Annotated in this window: 17 protein-coding genes and 1 riboswitch; of the genes, 6 read left to right on the top strand and 11 right to left on the bottom strand. The window is 63.5% G+C overall.

Annotated features, from left to right (window positions below; translation table 11 throughout):
• The first annotated feature begins 55 nt into the window (after window positions 1-55).
• The gene (gene coaE / locus ADJ95_RS07975; protein WP_049334101.1) at window positions 56-691 is read left to right on the top strand and encodes a dephospho-CoA kinase; all 636 of its coding nucleotides are present in this window, start codon (window positions 56-58) and stop codon (window positions 689-691) included.
• Window positions 692-926: 235 nt separating this feature from the next.
• On the opposite strand, the gene rpsA is transcribed toward coaE, so the two are convergent.
• A complete protein-coding gene (rpsA, locus tag ADJ95_RS07970) occupies window positions 927-2,381 on the bottom strand; it encodes a 30S ribosomal protein S1 (RefSeq protein ID WP_049334100.1) in 1,455 nt (484 codons plus the stop codon).
• Window positions 2,382-3,107: 726 nt separating this feature from the next.
• Window positions 3,108-6,116, bottom strand: coding sequence for a DNA polymerase I (polA, locus tag ADJ95_RS07965; RefSeq protein ID WP_049334099.1), 3,009 nt, complete (start codon window positions 6,114-6,116; stop codon window positions 3,108-3,110).
• Window positions 6,117-6,484: 368 nt separating this feature from the next.
• Between polA and ADJ95_RS07960 the strand changes: the two genes are divergently transcribed.
• The 3 genes from ADJ95_RS07960 to ADJ95_RS07950 all read left to right on the top strand — a co-directional run bounded on the left by ADJ95_RS07960 (window position 6,485) and on the right by ADJ95_RS07950 (window position 8,702).
• Entirely contained in the window at window positions 6,485-7,762 is a 1,278-nt protein-coding gene (locus tag ADJ95_RS07960; RefSeq protein WP_049334098.1) for a dicarboxylate/amino acid:cation symporter, read from the top strand.
• Window positions 7,763-7,893: 131 nt separating this feature from the next.
• Window positions 7,894-8,400, top strand: coding sequence for a PaaI family thioesterase (locus tag ADJ95_RS07955; protein ID WP_049334097.1), 507 nt, complete (start codon window positions 7,894-7,896; stop codon window positions 8,398-8,400).
• 53 nt (window positions 8,401-8,453) lie between these two features.
• Window positions 8,454-8,702, top strand: a complete 249-nt coding sequence (locus ADJ95_RS07950; protein ID WP_049334096.1) for a hypothetical protein — start codon at window positions 8,454-8,456, stop codon at window positions 8,700-8,702.
• A gap of 297 nt (window positions 8,703-8,999) precedes the next feature.
• On the opposite strand, the gene ADJ95_RS07945 is transcribed toward ADJ95_RS07950, so the two are convergent.
• On the bottom strand, window positions 9,000-9,614 hold the full coding sequence (locus tag ADJ95_RS07945; protein WP_049334095.1) for an ANTAR domain-containing response regulator: 615 nt from the start codon (window positions 9,612-9,614) through the stop codon (window positions 9,000-9,002).
• A gap of 487 nt (window positions 9,615-10,101) precedes the next feature.
• Here ADJ95_RS07945 and ADJ95_RS07940 point away from each other — a divergent pair, with 487 nt between their 5' ends.
• Window positions 10,102-11,007, top strand: coding sequence for a PIN-like domain-containing protein (locus ADJ95_RS07940; protein ID WP_049334094.1), 906 nt, complete (start codon window positions 10,102-10,104; stop codon window positions 11,005-11,007).
• Between the two features lie 112 nt (window positions 11,008-11,119).
• Here the strand turns inward: ADJ95_RS07940 and ftsY are convergent, their stop codons facing one another.
• A complete protein-coding gene (gene ftsY / locus ADJ95_RS07935; protein WP_049334093.1) occupies window positions 11,120-12,229 on the bottom strand; it encodes a signal recognition particle-docking protein FtsY in 1,110 nt (369 codons plus the stop codon).
• A 175-nt stretch (window positions 12,230-12,404) separates the two neighbouring features.
• On the opposite strand from ftsY, the gene ADJ95_RS07930 reads away from it, so the two are divergent.
• Complete coding sequence (locus tag ADJ95_RS07930; RefSeq protein WP_049334092.1) at window positions 12,405-13,877, top strand: MFS transporter; 1,473 nt, start codon at window positions 12,405-12,407, stop codon at window positions 13,875-13,877.
• Between the two features lie 436 nt (window positions 13,878-14,313).
• On the opposite strand, the gene trpC is transcribed toward ADJ95_RS07930, so the two are convergent.
• The 7 genes from trpC to pnuC all read right to left on the bottom strand — a co-directional run bounded on the left by trpC (window position 14,314) and on the right by pnuC (window position 21,980).
• Entirely contained in the window at window positions 14,314-15,129 is an 816-nt protein-coding gene (gene trpC / locus ADJ95_RS07925; RefSeq protein ID WP_049334091.1) for an indole-3-glycerol phosphate synthase TrpC, read from the bottom strand.
• A 14-nt stretch (window positions 15,130-15,143) separates the two neighbouring features.
• Window positions 15,144-16,754, bottom strand: a complete 1,611-nt coding sequence (locus ADJ95_RS07920; RefSeq protein WP_049334090.1) for an anthranilate synthase component I — start codon at window positions 16,752-16,754, stop codon at window positions 15,144-15,146.
• Between the two features lie 219 nt (window positions 16,755-16,973).
• Entirely contained in the window at window positions 16,974-17,447 is a 474-nt protein-coding gene (gene ribH / locus ADJ95_RS07915; protein WP_049334089.1) for a 6,7-dimethyl-8-ribityllumazine synthase, read from the bottom strand.
• A gap of 80 nt (window positions 17,448-17,527) precedes the next feature.
• Window positions 17,528-18,286: a GTP cyclohydrolase II gene (locus tag ADJ95_RS07910; protein WP_141761826.1), complete on the bottom strand. Its 759-nt coding sequence runs from the start codon at window positions 18,284-18,286 to the stop codon at window positions 17,528-17,530.
• A complete protein-coding gene (ribB, locus tag ADJ95_RS07905; protein WP_049334088.1) occupies window positions 18,283-19,584 on the bottom strand; it encodes a 3,4-dihydroxy-2-butanone-4-phosphate synthase in 1,302 nt (433 codons plus the stop codon). Before ribB ends, ADJ95_RS07910 begins: the two co-directional genes overlap by 4 nt.
• A 204-nt stretch (window positions 19,585-19,788) precedes the next feature.
• On the bottom strand, window positions 19,789-21,162 hold the full coding sequence (ribD, locus tag ADJ95_RS07900) for a bifunctional diaminohydroxyphosphoribosylaminopyrimidine deaminase/5-amino-6-(5-phosphoribosylamino)uracil reductase RibD (RefSeq protein WP_239662824.1): 1,374 nt from the start codon (window positions 21,160-21,162) through the stop codon (window positions 19,789-19,791).
• Window positions 21,163-21,179: 17 nt separating this feature from the next.
• Entirely contained in the window at window positions 21,180-21,980 is an 801-nt protein-coding gene (gene pnuC, locus ADJ95_RS07895; RefSeq protein ID WP_239662823.1) for a nicotinamide riboside transporter PnuC, read from the bottom strand.
• Window positions 21,981-22,228: 248 nt separating this feature from the next.
• A riboswitch (FMN riboswitch) is annotated at window positions 22,229-22,422 on the bottom strand.
• Between the last annotated feature and the right edge of the window lie 685 nt (window positions 22,423-23,107).

The raw sequence follows: 23,107 nt of genomic DNA, 5'->3' as shown, positions 1-23,107 counted from the left end.
TCCTCCTCTGATCAGTACCTATCTATTGTGGCACAGCCCGTCAGGAGCACCGTCCATGTCCCAGCCTTCTTCCCCCGCCTCCACTGCCCTGCGCCGTTACGCCCTCACCGGCGGTATCGGCAGCGGCAAGAGCACCATCGCCTCCCTCTTCGTTGAGCAGGGCGCATTCCTGGTGGATGCGGACGCTATCTCTCGCTCCCTCATGGAGCCCGGCGAGGCGGTGCTCGCCCGCACGGTCGCGGAGTTCGGTGAGCATCTGCTCGATGAGGGCGGCCGTCTCAACCGCCCCGCCCTGGCGCGTATCGTGTTCAATGATGAGCAGGCGCGCCTGCGTCTGAACGCGATTGTGCATCCGGCCATTCGTGAGCGTGCCGCGCAGCTGGTGGAGCAGGCGCAATCCGAACCCGGTTTTAGCGGCGTGGTACTGGAGGATATTCCTCTGCTCGTGGAGACCGGCGACCCGTCCGCTTTTGAGGGCGTGGTCGTGGTGCGCACTCCCCTGGCGACCCGCCTGCAGCGCCTCGTGTCTTCGCGCGGCATGAGTGAGGAGGATGCGCGCGCCCGCATCGCCGCGCAGGCCACCGATGAGCAGCGCGAGGCGGTCGCAACCTGGATCATTGATAATGGCGGCTCGCTGGAGGAAACCGCCGAGCAGGTGCGCGCCGTCTGGGAGCAGATGACCGCCGCCTAACGACTGCCCAACGACTCTTCCCCCAACACCAGCCTCGGGCCCACGCCCCAAACCGCGGCGCACCCTTCCAAGACTTCCCCAACCCGCGGCGCCCCCCAGCAAACAGGGCACCGGGAACGCAAAGAACCCCCTCACCTCCCAAACGGGAGATGAGGGGGTTCCCCTGCTCTAGGCACCCCACGTGGGGGTTACCTATCGGCTATTACGCCTGATGAGTGCTCATCTGAGCGGCAGATTAGTTGCCGGTCAGCTTCTTGCGGAGCTCAGCCAGTGCCTCATCCGATGCGAGGGTGCCTGCGGAAGCGGGCTCCTCGGAGGAGTAGGAGGTCGGTGCGGGCTCAGCTGCTGCGGGAGCTGCTGCTGCAGCCTCTGCGTCAGCCTCGAGAGCCTTAGCAACCTGAACCTTGTGAGCCTCGAAGCGAGCCTGTGCCTCTGCGTACTGTGCTTCCCAAGCCTCGCGCTGTGCGTCGAAGCCTTCCAGCCACTCGTTAGCCTCGGGGTCGAAGCCCTCGGGGTACTTGTAGTTGCCGGCCTCGTCGTACTCTGCGGCCATGCCGTACAGAGCCGGGTCAAACTCGGTAGCGTTGGGGTCAACGCCCTCGTTTGCCTGCTTGAGGGACAGGGAGATGCGGCGGCGGTCCATGTCGATGTCGATGATCTTGACGAAGACCTCTTCACCGACGGAGACGACCTGCTCAGCCAGGTCAACGTGGCGGGTTGCCAGCTCGGAGATGTGGACGAGGCCCTCGATGCCGTCCTCAACGCGCACGAATGCACCGAAGGGAACGAGCTTGGTGACCTTGCCGGGAACAATCTGGCCCAGAGCGTGGGTGCGGGCGAAGGCCTGCCACGGATCTTCCTGGGTTGCCTTGAGCGACAGGGAGACGCGCTCGCGATCCAGGTCCACCTCGAGAACCTCGACGGTGACGGGCTGGCCAACCTCGACAACCTCGGAGGGGTGGTCGATGTGCTTCCAGGACAGCTCGGAAACGTGAACCAGACCGTCTACGCCACCCAGGTCCACGAATGCACCGAAGTTGACGATGGAGGAGACAACGCCCTCGCGGACCTGACCCTTCTCCAGCTCGTTGAGGAAGGAGGAGCGGACTGCGGACTGGGTCTCTTCCAGGTATGCACGGCGAGACAGAACAACGTTGTTGCGGTTCTTGTCCAGCTCGATGATCTTAGCTTCGAGCTGCTGGCCGATGTAGGGAGCGAGGTCGCGGACACGGCGCATCTCGACGAGGGATGCGGGCAGGAAGCCGCGCAGACCGATGTCGAGGATGAGGCCGCCCTTGACAACCTCGATAACGGTGCCGGTGACGACGCCGTCGTTTTCCTTGATCTTCTCGATGTCGCCCCATGCACGCTCGTACTGTGCGCGCTTCTTGGAGAGGATCAGGCGACCTTCCTTGTCCTCCTTGGTGAGGACGAGTGCCTCAACCTCGGAGCCGAGCTCGACGACCTCGGAGGGGTCGATATCGTGCTTGATGGACAGCTCGCGGGAGGGGATGACGCCTTCGGTCTTGTAACCGATGTCGAGCAGAACCTCATCGTGGTCGATCTTGACGACCTGGCCGGAGACGAGATCGCCGTCGTTGAAGACCTTAATGGTCTTGTCGACAGCCTCGAGGAATGCCTGCTCGTCGCCGATGTCGTTGATTGCGACCTGAGGGATGTTGGTGCTCATGTAGTGAGGGCTCCAATTGGATTTCTAATAGGTCGACGCCGCCGGTTCACCGTTCAACACCCCCGAGTGGAGGCGCTAATCGGCTCACTGTTTCACCCCGGCGCGCACGGTATAGGACCGCTAACGCCTTTGAACGAGGTGAGGAAACGTCGAGCTGACGGATACTTACAATGTGTACCGCCGCCGAGGCGAAGACGCTTCAGCGGGTGTACGGAAGATATAACTCGTTTTTCCGGAAAGTTATTCCCATAAAACGGGTGCAAAAACCCGTACGTTGGTACACGCGATTAACAGTGTACGGGAATCCCGGGCGTGTCGTCAATGGATGCGCGCCCGGAATTCCCGTACTTATTTGCGGTTTTGGAGTTGTGGTTTGCGGAGGGGGGTTGCAGTGGGGTTTGCGGAGGGTACGGCGTTCGTCCTCGTTCCTCTCAGGTTGGGAAGGGCGGGGCGCCGCATATTTCCTCCGCGCCTACGCAGGGGCACCCGTCACCCGGACGCTCCGCCCCTCCTTGCTTCGCTGCGGAGAGCGTCCGGGCTGACACCCTGAGGGCGCATCCGGAAAACGCGGCCGCACCCGCTCGGTAACCCTTGCTATGCCCAGCGAGGAAAGGCGGTATCGTCCGAAGTGACATCAGGGTGCCCGAAGCGAAGCGAGGGCGGGTCCCCTGTAGGAACGAGGACGAATACCGCTTTCCGTGCGGAAACCCCAAAGAGGCAGTGAGCCTAGTGGCCCGCCTCCTGCCAGGACTTACCCCAGCCGACCTGCACATCCAGAGGAACACGCAGGGAGGCGGCACCGCTCATCTCCTCGACGAGTACGCGTTCGGCGGCTTCACGCTCACCGGTGGCGACTTCGAGGATGATTTCGTCGTGCACCTGCAGCAGCATGCGGGTCTTCAGGCCCTCTTCGCGCAGGCGGCGGTGAATGTTAATCATGGCGATCTTGATGATGTCCGCGGCGGTGCCCTGAATCGGGGCGTTGAGGGCGGCGCGTTCGGCGGCTTCTCGGCGTACACGGTTGGGCGAGTCCAGGTCGGGCAGCACGCGGCGGCGACCGAAAATGGTTTCGGTGTAGCCGTCCTGGTGTGCCTGCTTGAGCACGCCGCGCAGGAAGCGGCCCACGCGTCCGAATCGCTTGAAGTAGTTGGTGCGCAGTTCGCCTGCTTCGTCGGAGCTGATGTTCAGCTGCTTGGCGAGGCCGAAGCGGGACAGGCCGTACGCCAAACCGTAGGACATGGCCTTGACCTTGGAGCGCTGCTCGGGGGTGACGTCCTCGGGGGCTACGCCGAAGACTTCGGAACCGACGTAACGGTGCAGGTCCTCCCCCGCTTCGTAGGCTGCGATGAGCTTCTCGTCGGCGGCCAGGTGCACCATGATGCGCATTTCGATCTGCGAGTAGTCGGCGGTGAGCAGACCCTCGTACTCCACGCCGTCGATGGGCTCGGGAGCCACGATGAAGGCACCGCGGATGCGGCGGCCCTCCTCGGTGCGAATCGGGATGTTCTGCAGGTTCGGCGCGGTCGAGGAGAGTCGACCGGTGGATGCGGCGCCCTGCTGGAAGGTGGTGTGCACGCGTCCGTCCTCGGTGGCGGCCTTCTGCAGGCCCTCGACGGTCTGGGCGAGCTTGATGTTGTCGCGGTAGGCGATGAGCGCCCCCAGGAACGCTGCGCCATCGGATTCGGGCGAGATCTTGGAGAGCAGCTCGGTGACGGATTCGGCGTCGGTCGAGTAGCCGGACTTAATCTTGCGGGTGTGCGGCAGGCCGAGGGTCTCAAAGAGCACGGTCTGCAGCTGTTTGACGGAGGCGAGGTTCAGCGGCTCCTCACCGTCCTCGGTGGCGACCTCCCCGCCGATGATGGCTCGGGCGGATTCCTGCGCCTGGTTGGCGCGTGCCGAGAAGGTTTCGTGCAGCTCGGTCAGGAGCGCATCGGAGACGGCGATGCCGGCCTGCTCCATGTCTGCGAGCACGTACAGTAGCGGCAGCTCGATTTCTTCGTAGACCTTCAGCTGGCCGTGCTCTTCCATTTCGTAGTGCAGCAGGCGCGCAAGCTCGTGGATGATGCGGCTAATCTGCGTGAAGTAGCGCAGGTTCTCGACCGGTTCGGTTTCGCCGGGCAGGCTGAACAGGGAGGGTTCTTCGCGCGTCTCGGGCTGGAAGACCAGCTGCGCGTAGGGTTCCTTGGGAATCCACAGGTAGCGTTCGGCGAGGTCTTCCATGCGTTCGGAAAAGAGCTTGCGGGTTGCGGTGGGGATGAAGCCGCACATGTACGAGGACAGCGCGGGGTCCTCGACGGCGCCGGCCAGTTCGTAGCCGTAGGAGCGAAGAAGCTTGCGCTGAATCTTCAGGTCCATAACGATTTTGCGGGCGGCGGGGTCGGAGAGCCACGCGGCGAGGGCGGCGTCGAGTTCCGGGTCGATGGTGCGGGTATCGATCCAGAGGCTGGTGTTCTTGCTGGTGAGGAGCACGCCGAGCAGTTCGGGGTTTTCTTCGGCGGCGCGGATTTTGGTTTTGGTGACCTTGACGGCGGGTGCGTCGCCGATGGCGGGGCGCGCTACGGGCAGGTTGGTGACCGGGTAGAGGGTCACGGCGCCTTCGAGGCGTTCGGGTACGGCGATGGGCGCACCCTGTTCGTCACTACCGTAGTTTTCTTCGGCTGCGGCGGCGCAGAAGGCGCGGAATGCTGCGGCGTCTGCGTTTTTGGTGGGTGCGCTGGTGGCAATGGGTGCGTAGACGGGGCCGGTGGGTGCCTTCTTGGTGGCGCCCTCCTCCCCTGCTTCTGCGGCGGAACCTGCAGAGCCTGCGGAACCGGCGGCGCGCACGATGGGGCCGAGGGTGTCGGCGGCACGCTTGCGGATGGTGCGGAACTCTACCTCATCGAAGAAGGTGTTGAGTGCATCCAGGTCGGGGGTGAATGCGGTGTCTTCGAGGGTGACGTTCAGGTCGAGGTCGTTGACGAGCTGGTTGAGGCGGCGGTTGCGCACTACGTTGTCGATGTTTTCGCGTAGTGCCTCGCCCTTCTTGCCGCCAATCTTGTCGCGGTTGTCGAGCACACCCTGCAGGGAGCCATACTCGCCGAGCCACTTGGCGGCGAAGCCGGGACCCACACCGGGTACGCCGGGCAGGTTGTCGGCCTGCTCGCCGGTGAGGGCGGCCAGGTCGGGGTACATGTGCGGGGGCACCTTGGTCTTCTTTTCGATGGCGGCGGGGTCCATGCGCTGAATACCCTTGGAGGGGCCGGTGGTGACCGGGTAGAGCAGGGTGACCTCGTCGGTGACGAGCTGGAAGATGTCGCGGTCGCCCGAGAGGATGAGGACCTTGTATCCGGCTTCGGTGCCGCGGCGGGTCAGGGTGGCGACGATGTCGTCAGCCTCGTAGTTTTCGTAGGTGAGCGCGGGAATGTTCAGCGCGCCGAGCATCTTCTTGATGAGGTCGATCTGGCCGTCAAAGGCCTCGGGGATGGCGTTGCGGCCGCCCTTGTATTCACCGTATTCGGCGGTGCGGAAGGTGCCGCCGGGCAGGTCGAAGGCAACGGCGATGTGGCTGGGCTGGTTATCTTTGATGATGTTCAGCAGCGTGGAGAGGAAGGCGTGCACGGCCTCGGTGTGTTGGCCGTCGCTACGCACGAAAATGTGCTGGCCGGTCTTTTCGGCCATGGTGTAGATGCCGAAGAAGGAGCGTAGGGCCAGGGAGTGTCCGTCAATGAGCAGAAGGGTGTTATTCGCAGTAGTCACCCCTCTAGTGTATCGATTCCGGTCCCGCGGGTTTCGGTGCGGGTCGCCTCCGCTACACGAGGTGCCGGCGCCGTGCCATATGGCGGAATAGCAGGGTGCCGGGAAAGAGTTTTACCTCATATATAAATGCCCGTGAAGCGCGTTTGGCCAATTTTTCTCACAAATATTGTGCCCCAAGCCACTATATGAGGTGGATAATAATACAGTTTCCGGATAATATATAACCTTAATTATCGCCTCCAGCGTAGGAAACCCCACACCCCGTGTATTCATAGGCAGAGCTCTACCCAGAATTCACCGGCAGGATTCACCGGACCGTGAGGGCACCTCCCGCGCTCAACACACAACGAACCCTCATTTAGGAACCCATGAAGGTACTCAAAAAAATCCCCCTGATCCTGTGGATTGTCATCGCAATTGGCGCGGGTGTGCTCATCGGTCTCTTCACCCCCGGAATGATTAGCGGCATCAATGACGCAACCGGCGCGGCCATCCCCACCGACCTCATTGTGCAGCTCTTCGTCTCCTTCTCGACCGTATTCAGCGCATTCCTGAGCTTCGCGATTCCGCTGATTATTATCGGCTTCATCGTGCCCGGCATCGGTTCCCTCGCGCAGGGTGCAGGCAAGATGCTCGGCATCACCGTGGGCCTGTCGTACCTCTCCAGCATCCTTGCCGGCTTCCTGGCACTGACCAGCGCACTGCTGCTCTACCCCATCATCCTGAAGGGCCAGCAGCTCGCCTCCTTCGACAACCCCGAGAACGCGCTGTCCAAGGGTTACATTTCCTTCGAGCTGACCCCGATTATGGGCGTGCTGAGCGCACTGATTCTCTCCTTCATCCTGGGTCTGGGCATTACCGCACTGAAGACCCGTGCGATGCTGAACCTCTTCGAGGACTTCCAGGTCATCGTTGAGAAGATGCTCAGCTACGTGATTATCCCCCTGCTGCCCGTGCACATTTTGGGTGTGTTCGCAAACATGACCCTCGCCGGTCAGGTGGCAAAGATTCTCACGGTCTTCATCTTCGTCTTCCTCATGATTTTTGCTCTGCACTGGATTACCCTGACCCTGCAGTACTCGGTGGCTGGTGCAGTCTCTCACCGCAACCCCTTCAAGATGCTCAAGACCATGCTGCCCGCATACTTCACCGCAATCGGTACCCAGTCTTCGGCTGCGACCATCCCGGTGACCGTGCGTTCGGCAAAGAAGGCCGGCATCTCCCCCCGCGTGGTGGACTTCGCGATTCCGCTGTGCGCGACCATTCACCTCTCCGGCTCCATGATCACCATTACCTCCTGCTCGGTGGCAGTGCTGTTCATGACCGGCCAGCACCCCGACTTTGGTTCACTGATTCCCATGATTCTGGTGCTCGGCGTGATGATGGTTGCTGCTCCCGGTGTTCCCGGCGGCGGCGTGATGACCGCAATCGGTCTACTGCAGTCCATGCTCGGTTTTGATGAATCCATGATTGCCCTGATGATTGCTCTGTACCTGGCTCAGGATTCCTTGGGCACCGCGACCAACGTGACCGGTGACGCGACCATCGCAACCCTGACCGAGCACATTTCCAAGGCAAGCGGTACGAACCCCGATAAGGAAATCCGCGACGAGGACATCGAGAAGGCAGAGGCCATCTCCGCCTAGCCATACCCCGCTTGCATAACGTTTTCGGCCCCGTCTCCCCCGTTCGGGAGGCGGGGCCGACGCGTGCCTGCGGGCGCTCACGAAAAACCACCCGCCCGAAGCACCAAACGCCGAGGGGTACACTGGAGACCATGACTGAAAACAACACGCAGCACGCACCCGTCCGGGCGGCGGCACCCACCACCCTTACCGCTGAAGAAATCAAGGCACAGCTGACCGAAAGCGGAATTCCCGAACACCTGCACTCCTACTTCCCCCGCGGCATGGGCGAGCTTATCCCCGCCATGGGCATCAAGTTCAAGGAGCTGACCGCCGAACGCGCCGTCGCCACCATGCCGGTCGCCGGCAACACCCAGCCCATCGGCCTGCTGCACGGCGGCGCGAACGTTGTGCTCGCCGAGACCCTCGGTTCGCTCGCATCCGGCGTGCACGGCGGCGAAGACCTCGTGGCCGTGGGTGTTGACATCAACGCAACCCACGTGCGTCCGGCGGTATCCGGTGTGGTCACCGCGACCTGCACCGCCGTCAAGCTGGGACGTACGCTGTGCATCCACACCATCGACATTGTGGATGAGCGCGGCCGCACCACCTGCACCGCGCGCATCACGAACATGCTCATTCCCCGCCCCAAGGCCTAAGCTAACAAGGCCTAAGCTAAGGTAGAGGGAACGACCCCGACGAAAGGACGACCATGGCCCGCGAGCGCACCCCCTATTTCAAGCGCTACCCCAAGATTGTGCGCGCCAAGCGCATTATTCTGCCCATCGCCATCGGCGTGATGCTGGTGTGCCTGGTGACCGCGATTAACAACCCGGGATCCTTCTGGTGGCTCGGCGTCATGCTGGGCACCATTGGCATGCTCTGGGCAGGTTCGCCCACCGCGCGTCCGCTCAACGGCCCGCAGGATTCCGACGACGAGCTCAACCGTTACCTGCGCTAATCGCCCGCCGCGACTCATAAGCGCAATCCGTCATAGGCAACGCAAGCGCCCCGTCCCTCAGCTTCTTCGTAAGGGGCGGGGCGCTTGTTAATGCTTTGCGTGTGTGTCGGCAAATCCGAATGTTTGCCTATCTCTTTAGCCTGTCGTGCGTGCACTTTCGAGCTGGTTTCTCGTCGGTTGAGAAGTCTTCAAAAGCGCGGTCAAAGGGGTGCTGACACGTATTCGTGCCTGGTTATCTCGCACATCGCGAAAGTCGTACGCCGAATCGCTCTGCGATGAGTTGCGAGATGAGAACCGCTAAGCGGAGAGCTGCTTGATGATGGTGTCAGACACCTCGCGCATGGACAGTCGACGGTCCATGGAGGTCTTCTGAATCCAGCGGAATGCTTCCGGCTCGGTCAGGTTCATCTTGGTGATGAGCAGGGACTTGGCGCGGTCCACCAGCTTGCGGGTCTCGAACTGGTCGCGGATGGTGCCCACTTCCTTCTCGAGCGCACGAATCTGCTCGTAGCGGCTCATGGCCACCTCGATGGCCGGGATCAGGTCGTTGGGGGTGAAGGGCTTGACGACGTATGCCATAGCGCCCGCGTCCACGGCGCGGTCCACGAGTTCCTTCTGGCTGAAGGCAGTCAGCAGGACCACGGGGGCGATCTGTTCCTTCGCGATCTCCTCCGCAGCGGTGATGCCGTCCATGATCGGCATCTTCACGTCCATAAGAACCAGGTCGGGGCGGTGCTTCTGTGCGAGCTCGACGGCGGTCTTACCGTTATCGGTCTCGGCGACAACATCGAAACCCTGGTCCTTCAGAATTTCGACAATATCGAGGCGAATCAGTGCCTCGTCTTCTGCCACGACAACGGTGCGAGCCGGAGCCTGCTCCTCCGCCTGGTTCTGAGTGGTCAGCTCTGACATTACTCTATCTCCTTTATTAAATTTCAATCACCTCAAGTCTACAGGAGTAGACAAAAGTTCATCTACTACTGCCCGGGTTCTGCCGTGTGTTCTGTGGGCGTGACCTGTAGAGATGTAACACAACGTCCACATTTTGCACTAAATTGCATATTTTGTTTTATACTTCCAGTAGACCCTCATGGGACGGTCTGTGATATTCCCTCCGATGGCCAGAAGAGCGAGGCCGAAACCTGCGACAGCGACAGGCCTGCACACCTGCTCAAATGCACCCCACGCGGCCCATCTCACAGGTGTTCGCAGCCTTCCCCAGAAGGCCCTGACCTGCGATAACACCCGTCTGCGACAGGTACGCAAGTAATAAACCAAATATTTGTCCAGAAAGTCCCTCACCTGCACCCGGAGGTCGATAAACTGGAATGGATTATTCTCCTCGACTTCTCCGGCACTCGCATTTGACCGACCATACCCGCATACCCGGAGGGGACACATGTCAATCACCCGACAAACGCGAACCCTGTACTCCGACTTCGTTGAGTACAAGGAACTCGATCGCGCCACTCTATCATCGATTCACCCCGGAATCCTCGTCATCTTTGACTCCACCGCACTGGCCAGTCTCTACCAGTACCCCACTCGCACCAGCGACGAAATCATCCGTGCTTTCTCGCAGCTGCGCGGCCACGCATTCCTCCCCCACCAGGCACTCAAGGAATTCTGGGCGGCCCTCGACGGCGCCTCCCCCGTACCGGCGGCCGCCGATCGCGTTCGCTCCGCCCTCGCCTCCTTCAAAGAAACTCTCCCCGAAGAGAAGGGCTCGCCCTGGAGTGCCCTGCGCTCCGTCACCCACCAGCTGGACCACTCCATCGCCCAGATTATGAGGATTCTCGAGCCCACCACCGACACCGGTTCCATCAACGTGGCCCGCCGCGAAGATGACACGATTCTGCCGCGACTGAACCGCCTCTTCACCGGGCACGTGGGTGCGGCCCCCAGCCCGGAACGCTACAATCAGCAGCTCGCAGAGGCCGCGAAACAGGGCCACCCGCTTCTGCCCAGCGCCAATTTTGACGCCGATTTTGCGCTGTGGACCCAGTGCCTCGCCGAGGCTTCAACCCGGGTGAAGGGTACCGACTGCGTTTTCGTGACCGCCGGGGTGCGCGACCTGTGGCTGCGCAATAGCGCTGAGGTGCGCGCCGCGGCTGCCAGCGGCAAACCGATTCGTCAGCTCGCCAACCGCCAGCTGCTGCGCGAGTACGCGCAGGCCACCGACGGCGGCGTGTTCCGTATTTACACGGTGGAGGAAATCCTCAAGCTCGCTTCGCGCCAGTACGGTGTGACGGTCAGCAATGCCACCTACCATGCGGTACGCACCGAAGAACCCGTCGCCGTGTAAAGCCTCGGCATTGAGAATAATCAAACAACGCCACACCCACCACAGATAATCGCAAGAAGCCACATGTGTTCGCAACACATGTGGCTTCTCGGCGGAGTGGAGTATGAGGAGGTTAATCCAGCAGCGCGTCCACGAATGCTTCCGGGTCGAACGGTGCCAGGTCGTCCGGGCCCTCGCCCAGGCCGATGAGCTTGACGGGAACGCCCAGCTCCTCCTGAATGGCCACGACGATACCGCCCTTCGCGGTGCCGTCCAGCTTGGTCAGCACAATACCGGTCACGTCCACGATCTCGCCAAAGACCTTCGCCTGAATCATGCCGTTCTGGCCGGTCGTCGCGTCGATGACCAGGAGCACCTCGGTCACCGGGGCTTCCTTCTCAATCACACGCTTGATCTTACCGAGCTGGTCCATCAGGCCGGCCTTGTTCTGCAGGCGGCCCGCGGTATCCACGAGCACGGTGTCGACGCCTTCCTCCTTGCCGGTCTTAACCGCATCAAAGGCGACCGAAGCGGGGTCGGCGCCTTCCTTCTCGGAACGCACCGTCTTCACGCCCACGCGGTCACCCCAGGTGGTCAGCTGCTCCGAAGCGGCGGCGCGGAAGGTATCGGCGGCGCCCAGAATCAGGGACTGACCGTCCGCAACCATCACGCGGGCAATCTTACCGACGGTCGTGGTCTTACCCACGCCGTTCACGCCAACGACCAGCACCACGCCGGGGTTGCCGTCGCTACCGGAGGTCTTCAGCTCGCGGTCCATGTCGGGGCCGACAATCTTCACGAGCTCCTCGCGAAGCATCTTCTTCACGGCGGCGGGGTTGTTCGTGCCCTCGACGCGCACGCGCTTCTGCAGGGCCTCAACCAGGCGGGTGGTCGGCTCGGAACCCAGATCAGCCAGCAGCAGGGTCTCCTCAACCTCGTCCCACACGTCCTGGTCGATGCGGTCGCGAGACAGCAGGGAAAGCAGGCCCTGACCGAGCATGTTGTTCGAGCGGGCCAGGCGGGCACGCAGACGAACCAGGCGACCCGCGGAGGGGTCGGGCATCTCAATTTCAATGGAGCGAGGTGCCGAACTCTCAGCTTCCGGTGCCGACTCGCCGGAGGCGGCGGCCGCCTCCTGGCGCAAAGACTGCAGGTTCGCGGTCTTCTTGGGTCGGCGCAGAACGGCGAAAAGCACACCGGCAATCACCAGTACGCCCAGCACAATCGCACAGATTATCATCATCGTTTCATTCACACTACTAGCTTACCGGCTTGGGAGGTTTCGTCGGTCTAGTTGACGCGCGTGCCCGGCCCGGCCCGGAGTAGACTGGACACTATTGAAGTTTTCTAGCTGAGCGCAGCCGGTGTTTAGGGGTGGGGCCCCGCGGCTGCATCAGCCCACACACACGAGGATGCGCATGAGGAAACCTGCCATAACACCGCCCGTTTTTGACCCTCGCACGATTAACCCGAACCGCGTGCCGACCGGTCTGAAGGTTCTGATCGTTGCCTCGTTCATGATTGCGGTGGGTTTCGGCCTGGTCGCGCCGGTGCTGCCGAATTACGCGCAGAATTTTAACGCAACGGTCACTATGGCGACGATGGTGGTGTCTGCGCTGGCGATTACGCGTCTGCTGTTTGCGCCGACGGCAGGCAAGATTATTACCCGTTTCGGTGAACGTCCGGTGTACACGATTGGCATGCTGATTGTGTCCGTGACCTCGTTTATGATTGCCTTCGCCTGGGATTATTGGGTGCTGTTGGCCGCACGCGCGGTGGCCGGCATTGGCTCGGTCATGTTCACGGTCTCCGCGATGGGTCTGCTGGTGCGTCTCTCCCCTCCCCATATGCGCGGCCGTATTTCCGGTTATTACGCGACGGCGTTCCTGCTGGGCAACCTGCTGGGCCCGGTCATTGCGAGCGCCCTGGCTCCGTTTGGTCTGCGTGCGCCGTTTATCGTGTACGGTTTTTCGTTGCTGGTGGCGGGCCTGATTGTGTGGTTCTTGATGCCGTCGCAGGCGACCCTGGAGGCCGAGCGTGATGCGATTGCCGAGGCGGCGCGGCTGGCTGAGGGTAAGGGCACAGGGACTCTGCCCTCGGAGGCTCCCTCCCCCGCTTCTGACAGCGCCGAGCGCTCTGAGACTGAAGCTAATTCCCCCGCCGAGGCTATCCCTCCTGCCGAGGCCCAGGCTGACGCCTCCGACAAGGCCGCCCACCCCGAGGCCGCCTCGGGTAGGAGCAACCTGCCGGCGATGACGGTTCGTGACGCGTTGAAGTTCACGAATTACCGCTCCGCTCTGGTTTCGAATTGGGCGATTGGCTGGTCGGTGTTCGGCGTGCAGTCCTCGATTATTCCGCTGGCCGCGGCATATTTGGCGACCGGCGGCGACATGTCGAACGCCGTGGCGGGTACTCTGCTGGCCTCGTTGGCGATGGCGACGAACTCGCTGGGTAACGCGCTGACGCAGACGTTCTCGGGCCGTTTCTCGGACCGTTTCGGCCGCCGCGTCATGGCCTTCTCCGGTCTACTGCTTTCGGGCTCTGCGGTGACTTTCATGGGCTTCGCGCCTGTGGCCTGGGTGTTTGTCTCGTTGACGGCGTGCCTGGGTATTGGTGCGGCGTTTATGGGCCCGTCGATTCAGGCCGCGGTTTCTGATGTGATTGGCACCCGCCGCAGTGGCGGCCAGGTGTTGGCGGTGTACCAGATGTGCAGCGATTTCGGCATGATTCTGGGCCCGCTGGTGGCCGGTCTCATCGCGGATGCGTGGGGCTTCGTCCCGGCGTTTGTGTTGAGCGGCTTGCTGCTGGTGGCGGCGGCCTTCACGTGGGCTCCGTTCCAGAAGGCGCGTTGGCCGAAGGATATTGCGGACGCCGACTACACGGGCCGCTAAAAGCTCTCTAATAAGTAAAAAGCCGGTGCCCGGTCCCTGCTGTGTGGCAGGGACCGGGCACCGGCTTTATGTGTGCGAGAGGTGAGCTGGCAGCAACGCCCGACCCCAGGCCAACCTCTACACCCCAGCCCGAGGCGAGCTAACTGGAGAAGGTACCCACGTACCAGCCTCATATACCCAAGACTGCGGCGAGCTACCCCGAGAAGGTACCCACCTACCAATCCCTTCTATCCTCCACCCGAGGGGCAGGCGACCTAGAGGGCGTACCGGACACGCGAAGCGGGGGCTCCGTCCTCGAAGCGCCCCCAGGCGCTGAAGAGGGGGCACTCCCCCGCGAGCGGCGTCCGGTACAACCTCTCCAAACAACTAACCCACGGAAGCCTCACTCCCCCGCGAGCGACGTCCGGTACGCCATCTCAAACAACTAACCCACAGGCTAGCGGGTCACGGGCACCTGGGAGAATTCGCGCACGGTACCTTCGGGGTCGCCGGAGCGAACCAGCGCTTCACCGATGAGGATCGCATCCGCACCGGCACCGGCGTAGGCTCGCACATCCTCGATGCCGGCGACACCGGACTCGGCGACCTTAATCACCGAGTCGGGCAGGTGCGCTGCGAGGGATGCGTAGTGCTCGTTATTGACCTCGAGGGTCTTGAGGTTGCGCACGTTGATGCCCACAATCTTGGCGCCGATGCGCTGGGCGACCTCAATCTCTTCGGGGGTGTGGGTCTCGACCAGGGCGTTCATGCCGAGCGACTCGGTGAGTTCCAGGAACTCGCGCAGGGTCTTCTCGTTGAGGGCCGCGACGATGAGCAGCACCAGGTCGGCGCCGTGCGCGCGGGCCTCCCAAATCTGGTACTCGTCGACGGTGAAGTCCTTACGCAGCACGGGGATGTTCACGGCGGCGCGCACAGCGTCCAGGTCTGCGAGGGAGCCCTTGAAGCGGCGCTGTTCGGTGAGCACGGAGATTGCTGCGGCGCCACCCGCCTCGTAGTGTGCGGCGAGCGCGGCGGGGTCCGGAATCTCGCCGAGGGCTCCCTTGGAAGGTGAGGAGCGCTTCACCTCGGAGATAATACGTGCGGTCGAGCCGTTGCCGCTGCCGGGTACCTCACCGCGCAGGGAGGCGAGCGCGTCACGGGCGGGTGCGGCGGCGAGGGCTCGCTTCTTCATCTCCTCGAGGGGAACCTGCTGTACGCGGGCGGCGAGGTCTTCGCGGACGCCAACGATGATGTCGTCGAGAACGGTGCTCATGGTGTCTCCTTGGGTTACTGGGCGGCGTTGACGGCCGCGTCCGCGTCGAGGGGTGCCAGGCCGGATGCGGTCAGCACGGCGCGCAGCGGGGCGGCAGACTTGTTGACGGTTTCGAGGGCTTCGGAATCGGGGTTGGAGTCCATCACGAGGCCCGCACCGGCCTGAACGTAGGCGGTGCCTTCCTTGAGCACGGCGGTGCGGATGGCGATGGCCATGTCCATGTTGCCGGCGAAGTCGAAGTAGCCGCACACGCCGCCGTAGACGCCGCGGCGGGTGGGTTCGTATTCGTCGATGAGTTGCATCGCGCGAGGCTTGGGCGCGCCGGAGAGGGTACCGGCGGGGAACGCGACGCGCAGCACGTCGTAGGCGCTGAACTGCGGGTCGAGTTCGGCGCTGACGGCGGAGGAAATGTGCATAATGTGACTGAAACGCTCAATAATCATGAACTGATCGACGGACACGGTGCCGGGCTTGGCGATACGCGAGAGGTCGTTGCGTGCCAGGTCGACGAGCATGAGGTGCTCGGAGCGTTCCTTTTCGTCGGCGAGCAGTTCCTCGGCCAGGGCCACGTCCTCCTCGCGGGTTGCGCCGCGCGGGCGGGAGCCGGCGATGGGGTGGGTGCTGGCGATGCCGTGCTTGAGGGTAACGAGCGCCTCCGGAGAGGAACCGACAATGTGGAACGGGGTTCCCTCAGCGTCGTCAAAGTTGAAGAGGTACATGTACGGCGAGGGGTTGGACTGGCGCAGCACGCGGTACACGTCGAGGGGGCGGGCGTCGGTCTGCGCCTCGAAGCGGCGCGAGAGCACGAGCTGGAAGACGTCGCCGTCGATGATGTTCTTCTTGGAACGCGCGATGATGTCCTTGAAATCCTGGTCGCTCCAGGTGAGGGTGACGTCCTCGCGAACCTTGCGGTTGACCTCGTCCACGCCCGAGAGAATGGAGGTCGTGGTCGAGGCGCCGCGCTGCAGGCGACGGAGCATACTGTGCAGGCGCGCGACGGCATCGTCGTAGGCACCGTCGACGTTTTCGCTGGTGCCGTTGAAGTTAATGGCGTTGGCGACGAGCAGGACTGTGCCGTCCTGGTTGTCGTGAATGGCCATGTCGGAGACCATGTTGAGCGCGAACTCGGGCAGCTTCACGTCGTCGGCGGGCGGGTTGGGCAGGTTCTCCCAGTGGCGAACGACATCCCAGCCGAGGTATCCAACCAGGCCGGAGGTGAGCGGCGGCAGGGTGGGGTCGGGCTCGGTGTAAAGCATCTGCAGGGTCTTGGCGATGGCCTCCACGGGGTCGCCGTCGACGGGTGCGCCGGCGGGGGTGCGGCCCTGCCAGTGGACGGCGCCGTCAACGGTGGTGAGGGTCGAGCGGGAAGACGCGCCGATGAAGGAGTAGCGTGCCCACGAAGCAGACTCACCCTCGGAGGAAATCGTGGCGGATTCGAGCAGGAAGGTGCCGTGGGCTGCCTCGGCGGGCGCGCCCTGGTCGTCCTGAAGTACGAGGGAACGGTAGATGCCGATGGGGGTGAGCGAGTCGGCGAGGATTTTAATGTGGACGGGAATCACGCGGGTTCCGGCTGCACGGGCGCGGAATTCTTCGCGCGAGGGGGTGATGGTGCCCAAATCCTGCATTACTGTACTCCTTTGGGGTGGGGTGACGCCGGTGGTGCCGCGATGCGTCAGGGTGGGTGGCGGGTTCTGTGTTCAGTCTACCCGCGGGTGTTGATTCGTGTTGGCCCGCGGCAGGGACGATGCGGGCCGGCGCCTCCGCGCCTCAAGGGGTCCGGAGGCGCCAATCCGCGAACGCCGTGAAGCCGCCGAGGGCGGCCCCGCTACGGGGTAGACGTGCCGTTAGGCGAGGTTCTTGAGGGTTGCCGCGGTCTGCAGTGCGGCGGCAGTCGCCTCGTAGCCCTTGTCCTCGGTGGAGCCTTCCAGGCCTGCACGGTCCAGGGCCTGCTCCTCGTTATCGCAGGTGAGCACGCCGAAGCCGATGGGGCGGCCGGTCAGCACGGAAACGTCGGTCAGGCCGCCGGTTGCGCCCTGGCAGACGTACTCGAAGTGCGGGGTGCCGCCGCGAATCACCACGCCGAGCGCGACGATGGCGTCGAACTTATCGGCGAGGCGAGTTGCGGCGACGGGCAGCTCAAAGGTACCCGGAACGCGCACGAGGGTGGGTTCAAGGCCGGCGTCGCGGGCGGCGCGCTGCGCGCCGTCAATCAGGCCGTCCATGACTCGGGTGTGCCAGCTGGCCGCGATAATGGCGAGCTTAAAGCCCTTGTAGTCTTCGGGGTTGAGGGAGGTGTCTGCTGCGCCGACGCCGCTCATGGTGTTCTCCTTTTGGTGGGTTGACTTGAAATAGTGGGGTGTCTGTTTTCCGGGGCTCGCAGGGTCGCTGGCCCGCAGGGTTAGGCACGCTCAAGCAGGTGACGCATGCGCTCCCGCTTGGTGTGCAGGTAGTGGGCGTTCTCGACTCGGGCGGGAATCTCGTCCGGGATCAGCTCGGTCACGCGCAGGCCAAGGCCTTCGAGGGCCTCCTGCTTGGCGGGGTTATTGGTGACCAGACGCATTTCGTGCACGCCGAGCTCCTGCAGAATCAGCGCCGCCTGCGAGTAGTCGCGCATGTCGCCGTCCAGGCCGAGGGCCAGGTTCGCGTCGAGGGTGTCGAGCCCGGCATCCTGCAGGGCGTAGGCGCGGAGCTTGTTAACCAAGCCGATGCCGCGCCCCTCGTGGTTGCGCACGTAGACGAGGTACCCGCCGGTGCGGCCGATAATGCGCAGGCCGTTCTCCAGCTGGGGTCCGCAATCGCAACGGAAGGAGCCGAAGATATCGCCGGTCGCACACTCGGAGTGGATGCGCACGGCGGGCGCTCCCCCGCCCTCGTAGGGTACGGGGTTGCCGTCGCGGTCGAGGGCCCGGGCGCTGAGGTGCTCGGCGCCGTCCGCGAAACGCCAGGCGCGCAGACCGAAGAGGCCGTTCGGGGTGGGAACGGCAACCTCCTCGGTGCTTTCGACCAGCAGCGGGCTGGGGTTGGGCACCATGTCGAGGGGGCTGACGCGGTAGCTCTCCGCGAGACGCGCGGCCGTAGCGCGGGACTCGGCGCTCAGGCTCTCGGGGCCCGTCGCCTTCGCGGTCACCTGCTCGGCCGCGTTCATCGCGCCGCTCATGCGTTCTCCCCGGTCGGAGCGTTCTGTGCCACGTACTTGATGAGGTCCTCAATGGAAATCATGGGCAGGTTGTGCTCGGTTGCGAAGGCGCGCAGGGCATCGAAACGCATCATGGAGCCGTCGTCGTGCACGACCTCGGCGATGACGCCCACGCCGGATAGGCCCGCCGCGCGGGAGAGCTCCACGGCGGCCTCAGTGTGGCCGGGGCGCTGAGCCACGCCGCCGTCAACGGCGCGCAGCGGGAAGATGTGGCCGGGGCGGGTGATGTCCGCCGGACTGGAGGAGGCATCGGCAAGAATCTGCACGGTGCGTGCGCGATCCGCCGCGGAGATGCCGGTGCTCACGCCGGAGGCCGCATCGCAGGAGACGGTGTAGGCGGTGCCCTTGGGATCCTCGTTGTTGGTGACCATGGGCGGTAGCTTCATCTCGTCGGCGCGCTTGTTGCTCATGGGGGCGCACACCACGCCGGAGGTGTAGCGAATCATGAAGCCCATCAGCTCGGGGGTTGCGTGCTCGGCGGCGAAGATGATGTCGCCCTCGTTCTCGCGGTCCTCGTCGTCCACCACGACCACGGCGCGGCCGGCGGCGATGGCGTCCACCGCGGTCTGCACGCTGTCGAGCACGCTTGCGGCGTCGGCGCGGCGCGGCGCAACCTTCTCAGAAGCAGTCTGAGGCGCGCCGGCGAAGGCGGTCAGTCGCTGCACGTACTTGGCGAGCGCATCGGTCTCGAGGTTCACGCTGTCGCCGACCTTGAGCGTGCCGAGGTTGGTTGCCTTCAGGGTTTCGGGAATCAGGCCGACCTCAAACCACGCGGGGCTCTCACCGGGCTCAGAAACGGCGGTGACGGTCAGGGACACGCCGGAGACAGCGATGGAGCCCTTCTCCGCCAGCAGGGGTGCCAGCTCGGCGGGCAGGGTGAAGCGCAGGGTGCTCCATGCCTCGTGCGCGGTGACGGATGCGAGGGTACCGACCGCATCCACGTGACCCTGCACCACGTGCCCGTCGAAGCGGCCGCCGGCGGGCAGGCAACGCTCCAGGTTGACGGTATCGCCGGGGGTCAGGTCGCCGAGGTTGGTGCGGCGCAGAGTCTCACCCATGGTGTAGGCGCGGAACTGGCCGGACTGCAGACGGTCGAGGTCGATAGCGGTGAGGCATACACCGTTGACGGCGAGGGAGCCGCCGTGTTCGAGGTCGGCGACGATGTCACCGGCGTTGAGGGTCAGGTAGGCTGCGTCGCTGCCTTCGATGGGGGTGATGGATTCTACGGTGCCGAGGGCGCCAATAATTCCGGTAAACATGTGTTTTCCTTTTCTCGCCGTATCCGCCGGTTGTCGTCGTTGAGGGTGACGGGCGGCGATGGTTTGCTCTACGTATAACTATACGTATTTTTCGAATATTCCCTGTAGTCGGATGCGGGACGTGCCAGTATGCGAACCCGGTAGCGTTCAGTGAAGCTACCGACGCAGTTCTACCGGGCCCGATTTGCCCGGCACGTACGGGGGCTAATCCAGCCGCGGTTCGGGCGCGCGGCAGGCGTCCAGCTTCTGCAACACGCGCCGCTCCCCCGGATCCTTCGCGGTGCCGCGTGGTTCGGGCACCATGTGCGTCGCGGTGTCCTGGCCGAGCACGCGCACAGCCGGGAACATACCCAGGTCGTCCAGTTGCAGGCGCGGTGCCTGCGCGAGGGTGTCCACGAGCAGGCGGTACACGGCGCTTTTGCCGCGGCCCATGATGAGGGGCGCGCGGTACCAGACCATCTCGTCGATGAGGTCTTCACCGGCGAAGAGGCCGACCATGCCGGGGCCGCCCTCAATCATGAGGTGCCGCACACCGCGGTCGTAAAGCTCATCGAGCAGTTCGCGCGGGTCGTGGGTGAAAATCTGCAGGAAGTTCTGCGGGTCCGCCTCCACACCTTCGGGCGGGTTGAGGCCGCGAATCCGGTAGTTCTCCGTAATCTCGGTCTTGCCCATGACCACGCGCAGTGGCTGCTTCTCGAAGCGTTCCCCATTGGCGTCGCGCGCATCCAGGGTCGGGTCGTCCATGAGGGTGGTGCGGGTGCCAATCATGACGGCGTCGGCGCGGTGACGAATCAGGTGCCCGTCAATGCGCGCGGCGGGGCCGGTAATCCACTTGCTCGTGCCGTCAGCTGCCGCAATGAACCCGTCCAGGGTGGAGGCACTCTTGGCGGTCACGAAGGGTCGACGCTCGGCGGCGGCGATGAACCAGCGCTCGTTCAGCAGGTAGGAGGCGTTCGCGAACTCCTCCATGGCGTGCACGGTGACGCCCCGCGAGCGCAGGTAGGCGGCGCCTCCGGCGGCGTTTTCGGTGTCGTCGCTGTAGGCGTAGTAGAGTTCGCTGATGCCTGCCTCGGCGACGGCGTGGGAGCAGGGGCCGGTGCGTCCGGTGTGGTTGCAGGGCTCCAGGCTCACGTACATGCGGGCACCGGTGAGGTCGGTTCCCGCGGCACGGGCGGCGGCGAGCGCGTCGGCTTCGGCGTGCGGGGTACCGGCGCCTCGGTGGTAGCCCACGTGCAGCAGGTGTCCCTCACTGTCGGTGATGACGGCTCCGACGAGCGGGTTTGCGCCGCGAATACCCTGGCGGGCGGCGTCGAGGGCCAGGCTCATCGCCTCGTCGTGGCTGAGGGTCTGCTCGGGGCCCGGCAGGTTCAGGGTGCGGGCGGCGGGTACGCCGGTGAGGTGCCCGTACTCGGCGGCGGAGTAATCCAGGTCGTTGTGCGGAAGCGGCACAGTCGAGGGCGTGGTCGCGGGCAGGTAGCCCGTGTCTTCGGGAATGGGTCGCTCGTGCACGGCGGCGATGGGCTCAGGCAGGGTACCCGCCGGGCCCTGGGCCTCGTGCTGGCGGCTGATGGGGGTCATCTCGCTTACGCCTCTTTCTACGATGCTACGTTCTGCGAAGCTACATTCTGCGCGGTGTTGCTCTTGGTGGCGACCTCGCACTCCGCCACGGAGTCCGCGGAAGCCAGGTCTGCAACGTCCACGGTCACGTCCGGGAATTGGGTCTGCACGCGGGCCTTCTGCACCTCCAGGTTGCGGGTGCGCCACCAGACGAAGAAGCCGACCAGGGTGAAGCATCCGTAGAACACGTACATGAGGGAGGTCGCGTAGTAGCCGGCGCTCCACAGCAGCGGCACGCCAACCAGGTCGACGGCCACCCAGATGAGCCAGAATTCAACCCAACCGCGCGCCATGCCGTAGGTGGCGAGCAGGGAGCCGGTGAAAATCCAGGCGTCGGACCAGACCGGCTCGTAGGAGCCGAGGGCGCGGAAGACGGGGGTGAGCAGCAGGGTTCCGGCGACCATCGCGACGACGAGGCCGGCGCGTTCGGTGTTCGTTGCCCATTGCGGGATGACGGCGGCACCCGCGCTCGCGTTACCGCCGGATGCTCGGGTTGCGCGCCAACGGTACCAACCCCAGATGGACACGGCGATGAACATGACCTGGCGGCCCGCTTGGCCGAGCATGGTCACGGGGTGGGGGCTACCGATGAGGGTGCCCAGAAAGACGGTGAGGAGCAGCAGATTGCCGAGGATTCCAACGGGCCATGCCCATACTTTGCGTCGCATGCCGCCCAGCGCCGATGCCAGGCCGAATACGTTGCCGAGGACTTCGCGCACGAGGAGGGATTGATCCCCCACGTGGATCTGTGCGTCGAAGAGCCACCGCAGAATGTCCATGATTCTTTCCTCTCGTGTGTGGACGTATTCCGGATGCGCTGTGTGCGCATCTGCGGCGGCTCCGGGGAGAGGAACAGAACTCATCGATTCCGGGCGCATCACGGGGTGGATGCGCCGGCTCCGGTGTGTGGGCAAGATCTGCGGGCCCTTCGGGGTGCCACGACGAAACGCCGAACACGACCCCCACCGCGTTGTACCGCCGGTGGGGTCGCAGACACCTCCGTGAGGGGCGGGACCTGCCGTTTTCTGCTCGTGCTACCTTCCATCCAGACTGTACTGTCGGCACCGGATTTTCACCGGTTCGGCCGTCTGCCTGCTCGGGTGCTCGGTGGTTCGCCGCCGTAAATAGTCGGGCGGTGAACGCGAGTCTGCTCGATGCGGGCGAAACGGTTCGCGGGCTGTGACCGCCGGTTCGGAATTTCACCGACCCCGGAGCACGATGACGCTTCTGATTATGCCACAGCGCGGGCGGGGCGCATATTTTCTCGCCGCCGGAATAAATTACGTGACAAAATGACGTTTTTTGACGCTCCGTGACGATTGACCGCGCGCGACTCGAGGTTCTTTTAGACATCAGCGTCATGGAATTTATCACGATTTAATAACGGTGAAGAGCGTCAAACGGACCAAAGTTCCGGGAGTCTAGTTATGCAACCCCCAGAGGGTGTTGAACGACTATCAATAACGCGATGACTAGGAATTATAACAATAAGGTTAAATTATTGGTTGAAGGTTTACTTTAGGCGCGCTTTAAGGTTATTCTATCTACAGGAGCTCCCATCACCGATCATCCGGTTCCATGAGGGCATCGATTATTTTCGGACTCCTCCGAGCGTTTCCTGCAGGCTGTTGACTCCTGCCATTGTGGTCTTCACTCCGCACGGGAATGCTTCACCATCGGAAGGAGCGACCACTCCGATTCCTACCTGATGGAACCGGTATGGGAGCTTCTATAAATCTTCCGGACGGGCACCTCGCCCCGAAGGTCGCATACTCCCGTCTTCTCTGTCTACGCCTACCGTGGTGCGAGGCAGGGAACGCGGGGACCTTGCGGGATGGTTTATTCCCGCGCGCTCTGCATTGTCTTGTGGAGTGTGGTGTGTTTGGGTGGCGTATCTGCAGTGCCG

Origin of the sequence: Rothia mucilaginosa (assembly GCF_001061665.1) — a bacterium.
Lineage (GTDB): Bacteria > Actinomycetota > Actinomycetes > Actinomycetales > Micrococcaceae > Rothia > Rothia mucilaginosa_A.
Note: the sequence above shows the minus strand (reverse complement) of the source record. Positions and strands in the feature narration are given on the sequence as shown.

Coding starts and splice junctions, on each gene's coding strand:
- ribD (WP_239662824.1), bottom strand. CDS start 21,162: ATGACCCCCATCAGCCGCCAGCACGAGGCCCAGGGCCCGGCGGGTACC.
- trpC (WP_049334091.1), bottom strand. CDS start 15,129: ATGAGCACCGTTCTCGACGACATCATCGTTGGCGTCCGCGAAGACCTC.
- pnuC (WP_239662823.1), bottom strand. CDS start 21,980: ATGGACATTCTGCGGTGGCTCTTCGACGCACAGATCCACGTGGGGGAT.
- ADJ95_RS07910 (WP_141761826.1), bottom strand. CDS start 18,286: ATGAGCGGCGCGATGAACGCGGCCGAGCAGGTGACCGCGAAGGCGACG.
- coaE (WP_049334101.1), top strand. CDS start 56: ATGTCCCAGCCTTCTTCCCCCGCCTCCACTGCCCTGCGCCGTTACGCC.
- ADJ95_RS07930 (WP_049334092.1), top strand. CDS start 12,405: ATGAGGAAACCTGCCATAACACCGCCCGTTTTTGACCCTCGCACGATT.
- ADJ95_RS07950 (WP_049334096.1), top strand. CDS start 8,454: ATGGCCCGCGAGCGCACCCCCTATTTCAAGCGCTACCCCAAGATTGTG.
- ribB (WP_049334088.1), bottom strand. CDS start 19,584: ATGTTTACCGGAATTATTGGCGCCCTCGGCACCGTAGAATCCATCACC.
- ADJ95_RS07945 (WP_049334095.1), bottom strand. CDS start 9,614: ATGTCAGAGCTGACCACTCAGAACCAGGCGGAGGAGCAGGCTCCGGCT.
- rpsA (WP_049334100.1), bottom strand. CDS start 2,381: ATGAGCACCAACATCCCTCAGGTCGCAATCAACGACATCGGCGACGAG.
- ADJ95_RS07955 (WP_049334097.1), top strand. CDS start 7,894: ATGACTGAAAACAACACGCAGCACGCACCCGTCCGGGCGGCGGCACCC.
- ADJ95_RS07960 (WP_049334098.1), top strand. CDS start 6,485: ATGAAGGTACTCAAAAAAATCCCCCTGATCCTGTGGATTGTCATCGCA.
- ADJ95_RS07940 (WP_049334094.1), top strand. CDS start 10,102: ATGTCAATCACCCGACAAACGCGAACCCTGTACTCCGACTTCGTTGAG.
- ribH (WP_049334089.1), bottom strand. CDS start 17,447: ATGAGCGGCGTCGGCGCAGCAGACACCTCCCTCAACCCCGAAGACTAC.
- ADJ95_RS07920 (WP_049334090.1), bottom strand. CDS start 16,754: ATGCAGGATTTGGGCACCATCACCCCCTCGCGCGAAGAATTCCGCGCC.
- ftsY (WP_049334093.1), bottom strand. CDS start 12,229: ATGATGATAATCTGTGCGATTGTGCTGGGCGTACTGGTGATTGCCGGT.